The sequence below is a fragment of the Nocardia sp. NPDC004860 genome (assembly GCF_040609015.1).
GTDB lineage: Bacteria > Actinomycetota > Actinomycetes > Mycobacteriales > Mycobacteriaceae > Nocardia.
This window is the reverse complement of the sequence record NZ_JBEXJI010000002.1, coordinates 214622-229593: the sequence shown is the minus strand read 5'-3', so window position 1 is coordinate 229593 and position 14972 is coordinate 214622. Positions and strand designations below refer to the sequence as shown.

The 14972-nt window shown below is 68.6% G+C and carries 17 protein-coding genes; 4 read left to right on the top strand and 13 right to left on the bottom strand.

Annotation, left to right across the window (positions count from 1 at the left end; translation table 11 throughout):
- Positions 1-2 precede the first annotated feature (2 nt).
- The 10 genes from tatC to dop form a co-directional block, all read right to left on the bottom strand.
- Positions 3-977, bottom strand: a complete 975-nt coding sequence (gene tatC / locus ABZV44_RS05025; protein ID WP_354832184.1) for a twin-arginine translocase subunit TatC — start codon at positions 975-977, stop codon at positions 3-5.
- A gap of 134 nt (positions 978-1111) precedes the next feature.
- Entirely contained in the window at positions 1112-1381 is a 270-nt protein-coding gene (gene tatA / locus ABZV44_RS05020; protein WP_354832182.1) for a Sec-independent protein translocase subunit TatA, read from the bottom strand.
- Positions 1382-1446: 65 nt separating this feature from the next.
- Positions 1447-2478, bottom strand: a complete 1032-nt coding sequence (locus ABZV44_RS05015) for a 2-dehydropantoate 2-reductase (protein ID WP_354832180.1) — start codon at positions 2476-2478, stop codon at positions 1447-1449.
- Positions 2475-3578, bottom strand: a complete 1104-nt coding sequence (locus tag ABZV44_RS05010; protein WP_354832178.1) for a YafY family protein — start codon at positions 3576-3578, stop codon at positions 2475-2477. Before ABZV44_RS05010 ends, ABZV44_RS05015 begins: the two co-directional genes overlap by 4 nt.
- On the bottom strand, positions 3575-4567 hold the full coding sequence (locus ABZV44_RS05005; RefSeq protein ID WP_354832176.1) for a YafY family protein: 993 nt from the start codon (positions 4565-4567) through the stop codon (positions 3575-3577). Before ABZV44_RS05005 ends, ABZV44_RS05010 begins: the two co-directional genes overlap by 4 nt.
- 134 nt (positions 4568-4701) lie before the next feature.
- Positions 4702-6060 carry a Pup--protein ligase gene (pafA, locus tag ABZV44_RS05000; RefSeq protein WP_354832174.1) on the bottom strand — a complete coding sequence of 453 codons (1359 nt, stop codon included), beginning with the start codon at positions 6058-6060 and terminating at the stop codon, positions 4702-4704.
- A 202-nt stretch (positions 6061-6262) separates the two neighbouring features.
- Positions 6263-7033, bottom strand: coding sequence for a proteasome subunit alpha (gene prcA, locus ABZV44_RS04995; protein WP_354832172.1), 771 nt, complete (start codon positions 7031-7033; stop codon positions 6263-6265).
- On the bottom strand, positions 7030-7890 hold the full coding sequence (prcB, locus tag ABZV44_RS04990) for a proteasome subunit beta (protein WP_354832170.1): 861 nt from the start codon (positions 7888-7890) through the stop codon (positions 7030-7032). The genes prcA and prcB overlap by 4 nt, the downstream gene beginning before the upstream one ends.
- Positions 7887-8081, bottom strand: coding sequence for a ubiquitin-like protein Pup (locus ABZV44_RS04985; RefSeq protein WP_033089305.1), 195 nt, complete (start codon positions 8079-8081; stop codon positions 7887-7889). Before ABZV44_RS04985 ends, prcB begins: the two co-directional genes overlap by 4 nt.
- Before the next feature lie 192 nt (positions 8082-8273).
- A complete protein-coding gene (gene dop, locus ABZV44_RS04980; RefSeq protein ID WP_354832167.1) occupies positions 8274-9773 on the bottom strand; it encodes a depupylase/deamidase Dop in 1500 nt (499 codons plus the stop codon).
- Positions 9774-9905: 132 nt separating this feature from the next.
- Between dop and ABZV44_RS04975 the strand changes: the two genes are divergently transcribed.
- The gene (locus ABZV44_RS04975; RefSeq protein ID WP_354832165.1) at positions 9906-11129 is read left to right on the top strand and encodes a DUF418 domain-containing protein; all 1224 of its coding nucleotides are present in this window, start codon (positions 9906-9908) and stop codon (positions 11127-11129) included.
- Positions 11130-11203: 74 nt separating this feature from the next.
- Here the strand turns inward: ABZV44_RS04975 and ABZV44_RS04970 are convergent, their stop codons facing one another.
- Positions 11204-11935: a TetR/AcrR family transcriptional regulator gene (locus ABZV44_RS04970; protein ID WP_354832163.1), complete on the bottom strand. Its 732-nt coding sequence runs from the start codon at positions 11933-11935 to the stop codon at positions 11204-11206.
- Between the two features lie 94 nt (positions 11936-12029).
- Between ABZV44_RS04970 and ABZV44_RS04965 the strand changes: the two genes are divergently transcribed.
- Positions 12030-12950: a diiron oxygenase gene (locus ABZV44_RS04965; protein ID WP_354832161.1), complete on the top strand. Its 921-nt coding sequence runs from the start codon at positions 12030-12032 to the stop codon at positions 12948-12950.
- Positions 12947-13297, top strand: coding sequence for a DUF4873 domain-containing protein (locus ABZV44_RS04960; protein WP_354832159.1), 351 nt, complete (start codon positions 12947-12949; stop codon positions 13295-13297). Before ABZV44_RS04965 ends, ABZV44_RS04960 begins: the two co-directional genes overlap by 4 nt.
- Before the next feature lie 18 nt (positions 13298-13315).
- Here ABZV44_RS04960 and ABZV44_RS04955 read toward each other — a convergent pair whose 3' ends face one another.
- On the bottom strand, positions 13316-14005 hold the full coding sequence (locus ABZV44_RS04955) for a TetR/AcrR family transcriptional regulator (RefSeq protein ID WP_354832157.1): 690 nt from the start codon (positions 14003-14005) through the stop codon (positions 13316-13318).
- 128 nt (positions 14006-14133) lie between these two features.
- On the opposite strand from ABZV44_RS04955, the gene ABZV44_RS04950 reads away from it, so the two are divergent.
- Positions 14134-14589, top strand: coding sequence for a nitroreductase family deazaflavin-dependent oxidoreductase (locus ABZV44_RS04950; protein WP_354832155.1), 456 nt, complete (start codon positions 14134-14136; stop codon positions 14587-14589).
- A 3-nt stretch (positions 14590-14592) separates the two neighbouring features.
- On the opposite strand, the gene ABZV44_RS04945 is transcribed toward ABZV44_RS04950, so the two are convergent.
- Positions 14593-14955, bottom strand: coding sequence for an arsenate reductase family protein (locus ABZV44_RS04945; RefSeq protein ID WP_354832153.1), 363 nt, complete (start codon positions 14953-14955; stop codon positions 14593-14595).
- Between the last annotated feature and the right edge of the window lie 17 nt (positions 14956-14972).

The window sequence follows — 14972 nt, the reverse complement described above, 5'->3', positions numbered from 1 at the left end:
TCTCAGAGAGTATCGGAGTAATCCGACACGCCTCGCGTTGTTTTCTCGAGCGGTGTCGCGGCCACCGGTTCCGCGGTCGCCACCGGAGTCGGGGCGTCGACACCGCCGGGCGTGGTGTCCAGCGGGGACGCCTCGTCGTCGGCCAGCTTGTCCCAGGCCTCCGCATTGCGGGCCCGGCGCTTGTCGTTGAGCCGCGCGAACTGCACCGCGATCTCGAACAGCAGCGTCAGCGCGAGCGCCAGCGACAGCATGGAGATCGGGTCCTGCGGGGTCACGATGGCCGCGAACACGAACAGGCCGAAGATCAGTCCGCGCCGCCACTTGGTGAGCCGCTGATAGGTCAGCACCCCGAGGAAGTTCAAACCCACGATGAGCAAAGGGGTTTCGAAGCTGACACCGAAGATGACCAGCAGCTTGATGATGAAGCTGAAGTACTGCGCACCGCTCAGCGCGGTGATCTGCACGTTGTTGCCGATGGTCATCAGGAAGCTGAGCGCGTGGGCGACCACCCAGTACGCCAGCACCGCGCCGGTGACGAACAGCGCCGCGCCCGCCGCCACGAACGAGATCGCGTACTTGCGTTCCTTGGCATACAGACCGGGCGTGATGAACGCCCACAGCTGATACAGCCAGAACGGGCTGGCCACCACCACACCCGCGGTGGTGCCGACCTTCAGGCGCAGCGTGAACTGCTCGAAGGGCGCGGTCGCCAGCAATCGGCAGGCGCCGTCGGTGCTCAGATTGGCCCGCGAGGAGGCGGGCAGATCACAGTAGGGACCACGCAGGATCTCACCGAGACTCTCGATCCCGAAGATCGAATGCGAGTACCAGAAGAACCCGAACAGGGTGCCGATCGCGACCCACGCCAGCGCGATGAGCAAGCGCCTGCGGAGCTCCGAGAGGTGCTCCACCAAGGACATGGTGCCGTCGGGGTTCGTGCGGCGCTTGCTGCGCCGGGGATCGAACGGGATGCGCATGTGTGTGTGACTGCCTCCGCCGTGCGGCCAAAGAAGACGCGGGCGCTACTGCCCGCCCCTGACGATCCGGAGAAACCGGATCCGGACAACGCCTCATCCGGGATGAGCGGCGCTCATCCCGGCTGGTCGTGGCCTCAGGCCTTCTGCTGGTCGTTCGGCTGCGGCGTGGGCTGCACCGGCTGGGCGGGCGGCAGCTGGGCCGGCGGCTGCACCGGCTGGGCCTGGGCCTCGGGAGCGGCCTCGCCCGTCTTGCCCTCGTTCTGCATCTGGCTGACCTCGGTCTTGAAGATGCGCATCGAGCGACCCAGGCTACGGGCCGCGTCGGGCATGCGCTTCGAACCGAAGAACAGCAAGAAGATCAGCACGACGATCAGCAAGTGCCACGGGCTGATGGCGCCTGTCATTCCATTACCTCCAAAGACTCTGGTGAGTCCGATGCTACCGGACCCGCATATCGCGAAGCTTGTTGTCAACCCTTGTTCGCCGCGCCGTCACGGGCGGCGTCGGTGAGCTGTTCCAGCAATTCCGGGCCCGACCAGGTGCGCCGGTCGCCGTTCTCCGCAGCTGACACGAGTTCGATCAGCTTCTGGTTCACCGGCGTGGGTATTCCTACCATGGCCCCGAGACTCACGATTTCACCGCACAGCCAAGGGATTTCGGTTTTGCGCCCGGCAGCCAGGTCGTCGGCCATGGACGAGCGGGCCACCGGATCGACTGCCAGCACCTTTCCGGCAACCCGGCGGAAGAGGCCATCGGGCACGGTCAACAGCCGGGCCATCAGCTCCGGCGGCAGCGGCGTCAGCCGGGCCGGGCGGATGCGGGCGGCCGCCATCACGTCCAGGGCCTCCCGCTGGGCCAGCGCCAGGCAGCGGCGGTAGTCGCGGGCACCGAGCTCCTCGCGCAGCGGGCGGCCCGACAGCGCGTTGATGGGATTGTTCAGGTTCAGCAGCAGCTTCGCCCACTGGATGGGCAGCAGATCGGCATACCGTTCGAAGCCCAGACCGGACTGGGCGAAGACCGGGGCGAACCGGTTGAGCACCGGGTCGTCGGCGACGTCGACCGTGCCCGCGGTGCCCCGGTGGAAGCGGCCCTGACCGTGATGAACGACATTGAACATGACCATCCCGGCCAGCACCACACAGGTGGGCAGGAGCTCGCGGATGACCGCGTCGTTGCCGATGCCGTTCTGCAGGCTGATCACCACGGTGCCGGGCCGCAGCAGGCCGGCCAGTTCGGCGGCGGCGGTGGCGGTGGCCGCGGATTTCACGGTGATCAGCACCAGATCGGCATCGCCGGCGGGCTCGGTGACCGCGCGGAAGGCATCCGGTTCGACTCGCGCGTCATTGCCGTCCAGATCGGTCAGCCGCAACCCGAAGGTGCGCAGTTCCTCCACCACGCGCGGCCGTCCGACGAAGGTGACCTCGGCCCCGGCCGCGGCGAGCCGGCCGCCGACGTAGCAGCCGATGCTGCCCGCCCCCAGCACCGTCACACGGAAACTCAAGCGGGACCGACCCCCTCGAGCCCGGCGTAGGCGGCCAGCGCCGAGCTGGACCGCTCGCGCACCGCGGTCACCAGTTCGACCGGGCCGAGCACGGTGACGCCGGCGCCGAAGCCGAGCAGCAGCCGCGCCATCCAGTCCAGGGTGGCGAAGCGCATGGTGGCCTCGACGCTGCCGTCCGGGTGGGCGGTGACCCGGTGCATCGGGTACTGCTCGAGCACCCAGGCGTAGTCGGGGCGAATCAGCAAGCGCGCCAGCGGGACCGCGGGATCGTCGACGAACAGGTCCAGCGCGGCGGTCTCGTCCGCGGCGGCCTCGGCGGGCGGGCGAGCCGGCTCGTCGAGCTCGGTGGCCTCCTCGATGCGGTCGAGGCGGAACAGGCGCACGCCCTCGGCCTGCCGGCACCACGCCTGCAGGTAGCTGTTGTTGTCCACCAGTACGATTCGGATCGGGTCCACGATGCGCTCGGAGACCACGTCGCGGCTGGCCGAGTAATAGACCAGGCATAGCGCGTGATCGTGCTCGAGCGCGGACCGGACGGTCGCCACGGCGGGGGCCTCGACCGGCACGGGGAGCGGCGGTCCGGCGAATTCCCGTCCGGTGATGGCGGATTCGATCTTCGCGATGGCGGCGTGCGCCGCGCTCGGATCCACCATGCCGGGCAGGTCCGCGATGGAGCGCAGTGCCACCAGCAGCGCGGTCGCCTCCAGGGAGGTGAGCCGCAGCGGTCGGTCGATGCCCGCGGAGAAGGTGACCTCGATGCTCTCCTCGGAGAACGACAGGTCGATGAGATCGCCCGGACCATATCCGGGCAGGCCGCACATCCACAGCTGGTTGAGGTCGGTCATCAGCTGCTTGGAGGACACGCCGAGTTCGGCCGCCGCCTCCGCCGCACTGATGCCCGGATTGGCCTGGAAGTACGGAATCATGTTGAGCAGCCGGGCCAGCCGGGTCGAGAGCCGGCTGGTGCTGGCCGCCGCGCTCCCCCGCCGGTCCTTCGCACCATCGGAAGCCCGTGCGCCCTCACCGGTTCCACCCCGGCGCGCGCCGCCGGCGTCGATCACATTGTCTCCCCGGCGTTTCCGCGACGCAGCCTCGCTCATGCCGACACCTCCGTCCGCTCCAGCACCGACTTCAGGCGCGCGATCACATTCTCGCGCAGGTCTTCCGGGGCGAGCACCAGGGCGTCCGCGCCGAGTCCGGTGATGAGCCGGGCCAGCCAGTCCCGGGATCGGATGGGCACCTCCACGATCGAGCCGGAACGTCCGCCGAGCGTGCGCTCCTCCATGACCGGTCCGAGCCGGCGGATCTCCTGCCCGCGGCCCTCCGCCACCCACACCGTGGCCGAGCCGCTGATCGGGGTCTGCGCGGTGACCTCGGCGACCACGGCCCGCAGGTCCAGGTCCTCGGGTTTGTGCACCGCATTGGCCGGGCCGTACTCGGTGACGTCCTCGTCGATGCGGGAGATGCGGAACACGCGCTGCGCGTCACGGACATTGTCGTGCGCGACCAGATACCAGCGGCCGTGGTGGGTGACCACACCCCAGGGCTGTACGTCCCGTTCCACCGGATCTCCGTGGGACTGACGGTGTTTGAACGTCACCGCCCGTCCGGCGTCGATGGCCGCGAGCAGTTTGCCGAGCACCGGTTCCGAGCCGCGGGTGCGGGCCGGGACCGCGGGCACCGCCGACACCCCGGCGTCGGGCTCCACGTGGATACCGGCCGCGCGCAGCTTGAGCAGTCCGCCCTCGGCGGCCGCGGCCAGCTCCGGGGACTCCCACAGCTGCACCGCCACCGCGACCGCGGCGGACTCCTCGCTGGTCAGATCGATATCGGGCAGTTCGTACGCATCCCGGTTGATGCGGTAGCCCTCGACACCCGAATACCGGCTCACCGGACCGATTTCCAGGGGTATGCCCAGATCGCGCAGCTCGTTCTTGTCGCGCTCGAACATCCGGCTGAACGCCTCGTCGCTCGCGGACTCCTCGTACCCGGCGACCGACTCCCGGATACGCTCCGCGGTCAGGAACTGCCGGGTGGACAGCAGCGCGATAACCAGATTCATCAACCGCTCGACCTTGGATATCGCCACCCCGTAGAGAGTAATGGGCGTGTAGGCGATGTGGAGCACGGGCGGTCGCGTTTCCCCTCTATCTGCCCCCGAACCGCCGGAGACAAACGCGGAACGGGCCGCGAACCGGAGGGTTCGCGGCCCGTTCACACTGCTCACATGGAGGCGATGAGGCGATCCACGCGCTCGTCGACCGAGCGGAACGGGTCCTTGCAGAGCACCGTGCGCTGGGCCTGATCGTTGAGCTTGAGGTGGACCCAGTCGACGGTGAAGTCGCGGCCCGCCTCCTGAGCGGCGGTGATGAAATCGCCGCGCAGCTTGGCGCGGGTGGTCTGCGGCGGCGTGGTCACCGCCGCGTCGACCGCCTCGTCTTCGGTGATCCGCTTGGCCAGACCCTTGCGGGCGAGCAGGTCGAAGACACCGCGGCCGCGCTTGATGTCGTGGTAGGCCAGATCCAGCTGGGCGATCTTGGGATCGGACAGCTCCATGTTGTAGCGGTCCTGGTAGCGCTGGAACAGCTTGCGCTTGATGATCCAGTCGATCTCGGTGTCCACCTTGGCGAAGTCCTGCGCCTCGACGGCGTCCAGGGTGCGGCCCCACAGATCCACCACGGCGTCGACCTGCGGGTCGCGGTCGCGGTTGCGCAGGTGCTCGACGGCGCGGGCGTAGTACTCACGCTGGATGTCGAGCGCCGAGGCCTGCCGGCCACCGGCCAGCCGCACCGGGCGACGGCCGGTCAGATCGTGCGACACCTCGCGGATGGCGCGAATCGGGTTGTCCAGAGCGAAGTCTCGGAACGCGACACCCGCCTCGATCATCTCGAGCACCAGCGAGGCCGTGCCCACCTTGAGCATGGTGGTGGTCTCGGCCATGTTCGAGTCGCCCACGATCACGTGCAGGCGCCGGTACTTCTCGGCATCGGCGTGCGGCTCGTCGCGGGTGTTGATGATCGGCCGGGAACGGGTGGTCGCCGAGGAGACGCCCTCCCAGATGTGCTCGGCCCGCTGCGACAGGCAGAAGGTGGCCGCCTTCGGCGTCTGGAGCACCTTGCCCGCACCGCAGATCAGCTGGCGGGTTACCAGGAACGGCAGCAGCACGTCGGAGATCCGGGAGAACTCGCCGGCGCGGACCACGAGGAAGTTCTCGTGGCAGCCGTAGGAGTTGCCCGCGGAGTCGGTGTTGTTCTTGAACAGGTAGATATCACCGCCGATACCCTCCTCCGCGAGCCGCTGCTCGGCGTCTATGAGCAGATCCTCCAGGACCCGCTCGCCGGCGCGGTCGTGGGTGACCAACTGCACCAGGCTGTCACATTCGGCCGTGGCGTACTCCGGATGGGAACCGACATCGAGGTAGAGCCGGGCACCATTACGAAGGAACACGTTCGAGCTACGGCCCCAGGAAACTACCCGGCGGAAGAGATACCGGGCCACCTCGTCAGGACTCAACCGACGGTGACCGTGGAACGTGCACGTCACCCCGAATTCGGTCTCGATCCCCATGATTCGTCGCTGCACCCTATCGACATTACAGCGGAGTTGTCGCCGGTAACGGGCTTGTCGGACAGCTGATGCAAACGTATTCACAACGATTTAGCACGGGATGCAACGTGGCACGCGCTCTACCCTGCGAAAAAGCAAGGCTCCTTTGCACTCTGCTATTGAGAGTGCAAAGGAGCCTTATCCCGAATAGCGGGATTTGCCTACGCCGGCGCGGGCCCTATGACGGGTCCCCGCTCGACGGCTTCTCGGCCTCGGCCGCCGCGTTCGCGGTCGGCGCCGTGCCGGTCACCAACTCCTGCAGCGCGGCGCCCTGGATGCGGCGGAACGCCCGCCGCGGCCGGGACTGCTCCAGGGTTGCCACCTCGAGCGAGGCGGAACCCAGGGTGCGCTGTTTGTCCTTGTCGCCCTCGGGGACGGCCTTCTGCAGCGCGGCCACCGCCGTGGCGATGGCCGAATGCAGATCCATTCCCGGCTGGTAGGAGGCCTTGAGGGCGGTGGTGATGGGGTCGGTGTTGCCGCCCATCACCACGAATTCCCGCTCGTCGACGATGGATCCGTCGAAGTTGATGCGGTAGAGCACCGAGTTCGAGGACTGCTCCGGATAGCCCACCTCCGCGACGCAGATCTCCACCTCGTAGGGCTTGAGCTGGTCGGTGAAGATGGTGCCGAGGCTCTGCGCGTAGAGGTTGGCCAGGAAGCGGCCGGTGACATCGCGGCGGTCGAACTGGTAGCCGCGCAGATCCGCCTGCAGGATGCCCCCGCGGCGCAACGCCTCGAACTCGTTGTACTTGCCGACCGCGGCGAACGCGACCCGGTCGTAGAGCTCACTGATCTTGTGGAGGGTGGCCGAGGGGTTCTCGGCCACGAACACCACACCCTTGTCGTACACCAGCACCACGACACTGCGGCCCCGTGCGATGCCCTTGCGCGCAAGTTCGGTCTTGTCGCGCATGATCTGTTCGGCCGACGCGTAATACGGCAGTGTCATGCTTCGCCGATCCCCTCTGCCGCCAGCGCGGCCCGCTCCTCCACCATCGCCCGCGTGATCTCCTTCAGGCGCTCCTCGGTCACTTCCTCGGAGCCCTCGGCGTCGATCACGATCGCGGTCGGGTAGATGTTCCGCATCGTGTCGGGCCCACCGGTGGCGGTGTCGTCGTCCGCGGCGTCGAAGAGCGATTCGATCGCGATCCGCAGCGCCCGGTCCTGATCGATCCCGCGCGCGTAGGTCTTCTTCAGCGACGACTTGGCGAACAGTGAACCCGACCCCACCGCGGTGTACCCGAAGCGCTCTTCGCTGCGGCCGCCGACCACGTCGTAGGACACGATGCGCCCGGACTTGTCCGGGTCCTGCGCGTCCGGGTCGAAGCCGACCAGCAGCGGCACCACCGCGAGACCCTGCAGGGCCGCGGGGAGGTTGTCGCGCACCATCTTCGACAGCTTGTTGGACTTGCCGTCGAAGGTGAGGGGCACGCCCTCGATCTTCTCGTAGTACTCGAGTTCCACCGCGAACAGGCGGATCATCTCGATCGCCATGCCCGCGGTGCCGGCGATGCCGGCCGCGGAGTAGGTGTCGGTGATGTACACCTTCTCGATGTCACGGCTGGCCAGCAGGTTGCCCTGGGTGGCCCGGCGATCGCCCGCGATCAGCACACCGCCGCGGTAGCTGACCGCGACGATGGTGGTGCCGTGTGGCGCTATGTCCGACGGCACGCCCGGATTGGGGTGCGTGCCGTCGGGTCGGATTCCGTTGCCGGGCAACAATTCCGGAGCGTGCAAACGCAGGTACTCGGAGAAAGAGGATTGGGCGAACCCCAACTGGAGCCGCAGGGGGTCACCTTGGGTCACTGGCCGCCCTTCTGCACGTATGCGCGGACGAAGTCCTCCGCGTTCTCCTCGAGCACGTCGTCGATCTCGTCGAGCAGGTCGTCGGTTTCCTCCGCCAGCTTCTCGCGACGCTCCTGTCCCGCCCCGCCGTCGCCGACCGGGCCCTCGTCCTCGTCGCCGCCACCGGCGCGCTTGGTCTGCTCTTGTGCCATAGCAGCCGACCTCCTCTGTGATCATCGGCGAGCACCGGAGAAGATCCGATGCTCGTCCCCCAACACTACCCACCAGCGGGGACAACATGCCGGATTAAGCGTCATTGTGCTGTTGCCGCGATCTCCCCGCCGCCATGTCGCGGACACGAAAAAGGGGTACGGGATTCAGTTCCCGTACCCCTTCCGCATGGCCTAGTGGGTCAGCTGCTGGACCAGTTCCGAGGCGGTGTGCACGCCGTCCAGGAGTTTGCCCACGTGGGACTTGGTGCCGCGACGGGGCTCCAGGGTCGGGATGCGGACCAGGGAGTCGCCGCCCAGGTCGAAGATGACCGAATCCCAGCTCGCGGCCGCGATATCCGCGCCGAAGCGGCGCAGGCACTCGCCGCGGAAGTAGGCGCGGGTGTCGGTGGGCGGGTTGGTCATGGCGTCGGTGACATCCTGCTCGGTCACCAGGCGCTGCATGGAGCCGCGGGCCACCAGGCGGTTGTAGAGGCCCTTGTCCAGGCGCACATCCGAGTACTGCAGGTCGACCAGGTGCAGCTTGGGCGCGGCCCAGGACAGGCCCTCGCGGTTGCGCATGCCCTCGAGCAGGCGCAGTTTGGCGGTCCAGTCGAGCAGGTCCGCGGTTTCGAGGGGGTCACGCTCGAGCAGGTCCAGCACGTGGGCCCACTTCTCGATGACGTCCTTGGTGCGCTCGTCGTCGTTTCCGGTGCGGTCCATGAACTTCTCGACCCGGTCGAGGTAGATGCGTTGCAGCGCAAGGCCGGTCAGTTCGCGGCCGTCCGAAAGCGCAACGGTGGCACGCAGAGTCGGGTCGTGGCTGATGGTGTGCACGGCGGTGACCGGGCGGGCCAGCTGCAGATCCGAGAGGTCCTCGCCGGCCTCGATCAGGTCCAGCACCAGGGCGGTGGTGCCGACCTTGAGGTAGGTGGACCATTCGGCGAGGTTGGCGTCGCCGATGATGACGTGCAGGCGGCGGTACTTGTCGGCGTCGGCGTGCGGTTCGTCGCGGGTGTTGATGATGCCGCGCTTGAGGGTGGTCTCCAGGCCGACCTCGACCTCGATGTAGTCCGCACGCTGCGACAGCTGGAAACCGGGCTGGTCACCGGACTGGCCGATGCCGACCCGGCCGGAGCCGCAGATCACCTGACGGGACGCGAAGAACGGGGTCAGGCCCAGGATGATCTGGTTGAACGGGGTCTCGCGGCTCATGAGGTAGTTCTCGTGGGTGCCGTAGGAGGCGCCCTTGCCGTCGACGTTGTTCTTGTACAGCTGCATGCGCGGGGCGCCGGGGACGCTGGAGGCGAAGCGGGCGGCGGCCTCCATGACGCGCTCACCGGCCTTGTCCCAGATGACCGCGTCCAGCGGGTCGGTGACCTCGGGGGCGGAGTACTCCGGATGGGCGTGGTCGACGTAGAGGCGGGCTCCGTTGGTGAGGATCATATTGGCCGCGCCGACCTCGTCGGCGTCGATCACCGGCGCGGGCCCGTTGAGCCGGCCGAGATCGAAACCGCGCGCGTCGCGCAACGGCGATTCCACCTCATAGTCCCAGCGTGTGCGCTTGGCGCGCGGCACGCCCTCGGCCGCGGCGTAGGCGAGCACCGCCTGGGTGGATGTGAGAATCGGGTTGGCCGACGGCTCGGTAGGCGTCGAAATGCCGTACTCGACCTCGATTCCGATGATGCGCTGCATGCGATCGAGCCTAGGCGAAAGGCACGCCCGGACGCGGCTGGACCGTCCGGGTTGGGGTCATTCGCTGGTCGTAGCCGGGGTCGTTCTCCCGGGCGATCCGCGCCGAGCTGCGGCGACGGCACAATGACCGGCATGGTCGAATCGGCTTCCGCCCCGCGCCCGGCGCTCGCGCCCACCCCCGGCGAGGACCCGAATCCCGTTTCCGCGCAGCCACGTTCGGGGCGGCTGGCGGCACTGGACGTGCTGCGCGGCATCGCCATTCTGGGGACGCTGGGCACCAATATCTGGATCTTCACCAATGCCGAAGGGCTGCTCGGCTATCTCTCGCGCGGTGACGAACCGCACGGAGCCTGGTTGTGGACCGAGCGGCTGCTGCAGCAGCTGGTGCAGGGGAAGTTCCTGGGATTGCTGACCATCATGTTCGGCATCGGGCTGGCTATCCAGCAGCGATCGGCGGTGCGTGGCGGCCGGGCCTGGCCGGGCGGATATCCGGTCCGGGCCGGGCTGCTGCTGCTCGACGGGCTGGTCAACTTCTTCTTCGTCGCCGAGTTCGACGTGCTGATGGGGTACGCGGTCACCGGGCTGGTGGTGGCGTTCATCCTGGCGACGAGCCCGCAGGCGCAACCGCGCTGGCTGATGGTGGCGGCGGGCATCCACCTGACCATGCTGTCGCTGATCGCCGTGGCGATCGTGCTGGGCCCCGGGGGCGGGGACGGCGGGCACCGGCCGCTGGACCCGAATCCGTATGCGGACGGCTCGTTCTGGGATCTGGTGGCCTTCCGCTGGGATCACGTGCTGCTGTTCCGGCTGGAGCCGATCTTCATCTTCCCGATGTCGATCGCGCTGTTCCTGGTGGGCGCGCGGCTGTTCCGGGCCGGGGTGTTCCGGCCCGAGGGCGCGCGAATCCGCAAGCGCCTCATGGTGATCGGGTTCGCGGTCGCCGCACCGGTCGATCTGATCCTGGGCCTGACCGGCGGCGACCTGATTCTGGTGACCCGCTACGGCACCGCGCCGCTGGTCTCGCTCGCCATCCTGGCCCTGGTCGCGGAGTGCTACGCGCACCGCCCGGACCCCGGCTTCGTCGCGCGCCGCTTCGCCGAGGTGGGCCGAATGGCGTTGAGCTGCTACATCGTTCAGAACCTGGTGTCGGGATTCCTGTGCTACGGCTGGGGTCTGGGGCTGGCGAGCCTGGTGTCGGCGAATGCGCGGGTGCCGTTCACCGCCGGGATCTATGTGCTGGTCTGCGCGCTCATGCTGGTGTTCGCCCATGTCTGGCTGCGCCGCTTCGACCGCGGGCCGGTCGAGTGGCTGTGGAATCGCAGCTACCGCGCGCTCACCGGTCGCGGAAGCCGCTGATCACTCAGCGGCCGTCCGAGTCACTCAGCCCGAGCTCGTCGCTGAGGCAGGCGAGGCGGATTCGGTTGTGCTGGTTACACCACCCGCGCGGCCTCCGCGCGGGACAGCAGTTCACTCACCACGGTGTCGCGGGTGAGCGGGACATCCAGGCTGCGGGCGTTGCCCTCGAGCAGCGCCAGGACCGATTCGGCGAGGATGCCCTCGACTTGCTCGGAGGACAGGGTGGGGGCGGCGCGCCAGCTGTTGACCACGCCGTCGACGAAGCCGACGGTGCCGAAGGCCATGGGGCGGGCCCGATTCCGGTCGATGCCGAAGCGCTCGAGGGCATCGGCGAACAGGTCGGCGAGCCGGCCGCCGATGCGGTCGCGAGCGCCGGCCAGAGCGGTCGAGGCCTCGCCGTGCGGGTCGCCGGCGGCCAGGAAGCGGTGCAGTTCCGGGTGGCGTTCGACCCAGCCGACGTAGCTGCCGACCGCGCCGCGCACCAGGTCGCGGACGGTGCCGTCGGGATGCAGGCGCGGCAGCAGTTCAGCGGTCAGGGATTCCAGGATGTGGCGGCGGATGGCGTCGTCGAGGTCGGCGCGACCGTCGAAGTGCCGGTAGACGACCGGGCGCGGGACCTGCAGGCGGTCGGCGATCTGCTGGACCGAGATCTCGGTGCCGTTCTCCTCGATGACGGCCAGCGCCGCATCGAGCATGTCGGCACGGCGCTGGGCCTTGTGGCCGTTCCAGCGGGTGCTGCGACCGTCGGCCGCCCGCTCTCGGTCCCGGAGGGAGGGCTGCGCGGGTCTGCGTCGGGTGCCGGTCACGGGCCTCACGATACTCACCTCACCGTTGACCGAGACAGTATGTAGCACTAATCTGAGTGTAACAGCCTGTATCAGTAACGAATCAGGAGCTGTCATGGGCGACCACGCTGTCTCCGCCCCCACGGCCGCCGCACTGTCCGGGCGTGAGTCCTTCGCTCAGCGCTTGCTGACCGGATCGGTCAAGAAGTCCTACGACCCGGTCGTCGACATGGACTGGGACGCCCCGCTGGATCCGGACAAACTGTTCCTGCCGCCCGAGGTCGTCTCGCTCTACGGCACCCCGTTGTGGGAGGGCATGACGCCCGCGCAGCGCCGCGAGCTCTCCCGCGAGGAGCTCGCCAATGTGCTGTCGGTCGGCATCTGGTTCGAGAACCTGCTCAACCGGCTGCTGCTGCGCGAGCTCATGGCAGGCGATCCGACCTCCCGGCATGCGCACTACACGCTCACCGAGATGGGCGACGAATGCCGGCACATGATGATGTTCGGCAAGCTGATCGAGCGGATCGGCACGCGGCCCTACTGGCCGAACCGGCTCGAGCGCTGCACGATCAGCGCCCTGCAGCTCTTCCTGCGAGGCTCGATGGTCTGGGTGGGTGCACTGGTGGGCGAGGAGATCTTCGACGCACTGCAGCGTCGCACCCTCGACGATCCACAGCTGCAGCCGCTGGTGGCGCGGGCCATGCGGATTCACGTCACCGAGGAGGCGCGGCACATCGGGTTCGCGCGCGCGGCCCTGGCAGACCGGGTGCCGACCCTGTCGAAGGCCGAAGTGCAGTACACGCGACTGTGTGTCGCGGTCGCCGCTCCCCTGTTCGTCTACCTGATGACCAACTGGCACATGTACGTCCGCGCGGGCATCGAGGACGGGCGGGCGGCCCGGAAGCTGGCCCGCGCCAACCCGCATTCGCGGCGGGCGCTGGGGCTCGGCGCCGCGAATCTCGGTGCGTTCCTGGACGCACAGGGGCTGATGGGGCCGATCGGCAAACGTCTCTGGCGGCGGCGAGGGCTGCTGTGAGGTTCCGGCGGACCCGGCGCGACTCCCCCGCAGCGGCCGACCCGCACGCCGGCTTCACCGAACCCGAAGCGGCACCGGACTATTCGGGGCCCGCGCTGCTGGACACCCCCGGTACCGAGGTGGCGGTGCGCGTGGCATTGACCGGGCATCTCGATCCGATCGATGGCCAATTCCACTGGCACGGGCGGATTTCCGCGGTCGAGGGGAGCGAACTGCCCGATCCCGGCCGCGGGCAGGTGTTCCTGACCGTGCCGGGTAGTGCGCCCGCGCCCGGCGTGCTCCAGGAGCGGGACCCGTGGGGGAATCTGCGGATCGCCGGGGTCGGCGCGCCACCGTTCCCGCTGTAGCGCACCGAGGTTCGAGTGCTACTCGGTGAGCCCGATGAGGTCGGCCATGGTCTCGACCGAGTAGGCGAAGAACGGCCCGGCCGGGTCCATCGTGTTGTCCAGCTGCCCGAACAGCTCGAAGGTGACCACGCCGAACAGCTGGGTCAGGCCCACCATGGCGCGCGCCACCGCCGGTTCGGGCATGCCGGAGTTCAGGAATGCCGCGATCAGGGCGGATTGGGTCTCGAGTTCGGGGGTGAGGGTTTCCGCGGGCGTGGCCAGGGTGCCGGACTGCCAGGCCCGGTGGACGATGCCGAGGGCGGCGAGGGGTCCGCGCGACGCGGGTGCGACGGTGGTCTGCGGGGCGCGATAGCCCGGCACCGGCGATCCGTACACCAGCGCGTACTCGTGGGGGTGCGCGATCGCCCAGTCCCGCACGGCATTCGACAGGGCCCGCCACTGGGCGCGGGGGGCGGTCTCGGTCGCGACCGCGTGCTCGACGGCATCGCCGAGGGCGTTGTAGGCCTCGATGATCAGCGTGGTCAGCAGCTCGTCGCGACTGGGGAAATACCGGTACAGCGCCGAGGACACCATGCCCAGTTCGCGGGCGATGGCCCGCAGTGAGAGCGCGGGTGCGCCGGATTCGGCGAGCTGGCGGCGCGCGGCGTCGGTGATCTCGCGGGTGATCTCGGCGCGGGCGCGGGCGCGGGCGGTACGGGGCACGCTCATTCCGACAGTGTGCCACGAATCGGATCACCGACAAGTTTCGAGAGCACTGCTCTTGACAGCCCCAACACCATGCGAGCACACTGATCACATCAGAGAGCACCGCTCTCACAAGTCGAAGGAAGTGCCCCATGGACGCCCACACCGCCGCCACCCGCTACCTCGGCCCGAAGGGCCTAGACCCCTACATGAACCGCTTCTTCAACCTGCTGCCCAAGCTCGGCATCAGCATCGCCGGCTCCCGGCTGCTGGCCGTGCGCGGCCGCAAGTCCGGCGAGTGGCGCACCACCCTGGTCAATGTCCTCACCACCGACGACGGCGCCCGCTACCTGGTCGCCCCGCGCGGGCACACCCAGTGGGTCCGCAACCTGCGCGTCGCGGGATCCGGCGAACTGCGCCTGGGCCGCAAGGTCCAGACCTTCACCGCCACCGAACTCCCCGACGCCGACAAGATCCCGGTACTGCGCGCCTACCTCGACCGCTGGGGCTGGGAGGTCGGCCGCTTCTTCGAGGGCGTCACCAAGCACGCCACCGACGCCGAATTGGCCGACATCGCCCCGGGTTTCCCCGTTTTCGCGCTGGCCTGAGGCTCAGCGGAGTTCGTCGAGGGTTTCCTCGTCGCGGGCCAGATAGGCGCGGCCGTCCGCGGTGAAGACGATGGGGCGCTGGATCAGTCGCGGATGCGTGGCCAGGGCCTCGATCCATCGGTCGCGGTCGGCGGGGGTCCGGCCCCACGCCGAGACGCCCAGTTCCTTGGCCTCGGGTTCGGCGGTTCGGGTGATATCCCACGGTTCGAGGCCGAGTTTGGTCAGGGCGGCGCGGATCTCGGTGGCCGAGGGCGGATTGTCGAGATAACGGCGCTCGACATAGTCGGTGCCGGTGTCGTCGAGCACCGCCTTGGCGGTACGGCTCTTGGAGCACTTCGGGTTGTGCCAGATTTCGGTCGCTGCCATGGGTTCAGCCTAGGCGG

Bases quoted from the DNA above. Each gene is read 5' to 3' on its own strand.
- tatC (WP_354832184.1), bottom strand. From the start codon at position 977: ATGCGCATCCCGTTCGATCCCCGGCGCAGCAAGCGCCGCACGAACCCC.
- tatA (WP_354832182.1), bottom strand. From the start codon at position 1,381: ATGACAGGCGCCATCAGCCCGTGGCACTTGCTGATCGTCGTGCTGATC.
- ABZV44_RS05010 (WP_354832178.1), bottom strand. From the start codon at position 3,578: ATGAGCGAGGCTGCGTCGCGGAAACGCCGGGGAGACAATGTGATCGAC.
- prcA (WP_354832172.1), bottom strand. From the start codon at position 7,033: ATGACACTGCCGTATTACGCGTCGGCCGAACAGATCATGCGCGACAAG.
- ABZV44_RS04985 (WP_033089305.1), bottom strand. From the start codon at position 8,081: ATGGCACAAGAGCAGACCAAGCGCGCCGGTGGCGGCGACGAGGACGAG.
- dop (WP_354832167.1), bottom strand. From the start codon at position 9,773: ATGCAGCGCATCATCGGAATCGAGGTCGAGTACGGCATTTCGACGCCT.
- ABZV44_RS04975 (WP_354832165.1), top strand. From the start codon at position 9,906: ATGGTCGAATCGGCTTCCGCCCCGCGCCCGGCGCTCGCGCCCACCCCC.
- ABZV44_RS04965 (WP_354832161.1), top strand. From the start codon at position 12,030: ATGGGCGACCACGCTGTCTCCGCCCCCACGGCCGCCGCACTGTCCGGG.
- ABZV44_RS04955 (WP_354832157.1), bottom strand. From the start codon at position 14,005: ATGAGCGTGCCCCGTACCGCCCGCGCCCGCGCCCGCGCCGAGATCACC.
- ABZV44_RS04950 (WP_354832155.1), top strand. From the start codon at position 14,134: ATGGACGCCCACACCGCCGCCACCCGCTACCTCGGCCCGAAGGGCCTA.
- ABZV44_RS04945 (WP_354832153.1), bottom strand. From the start codon at position 14,955: ATGGCAGCGACCGAAATCTGGCACAACCCGAAGTGCTCCAAGAGCCGT.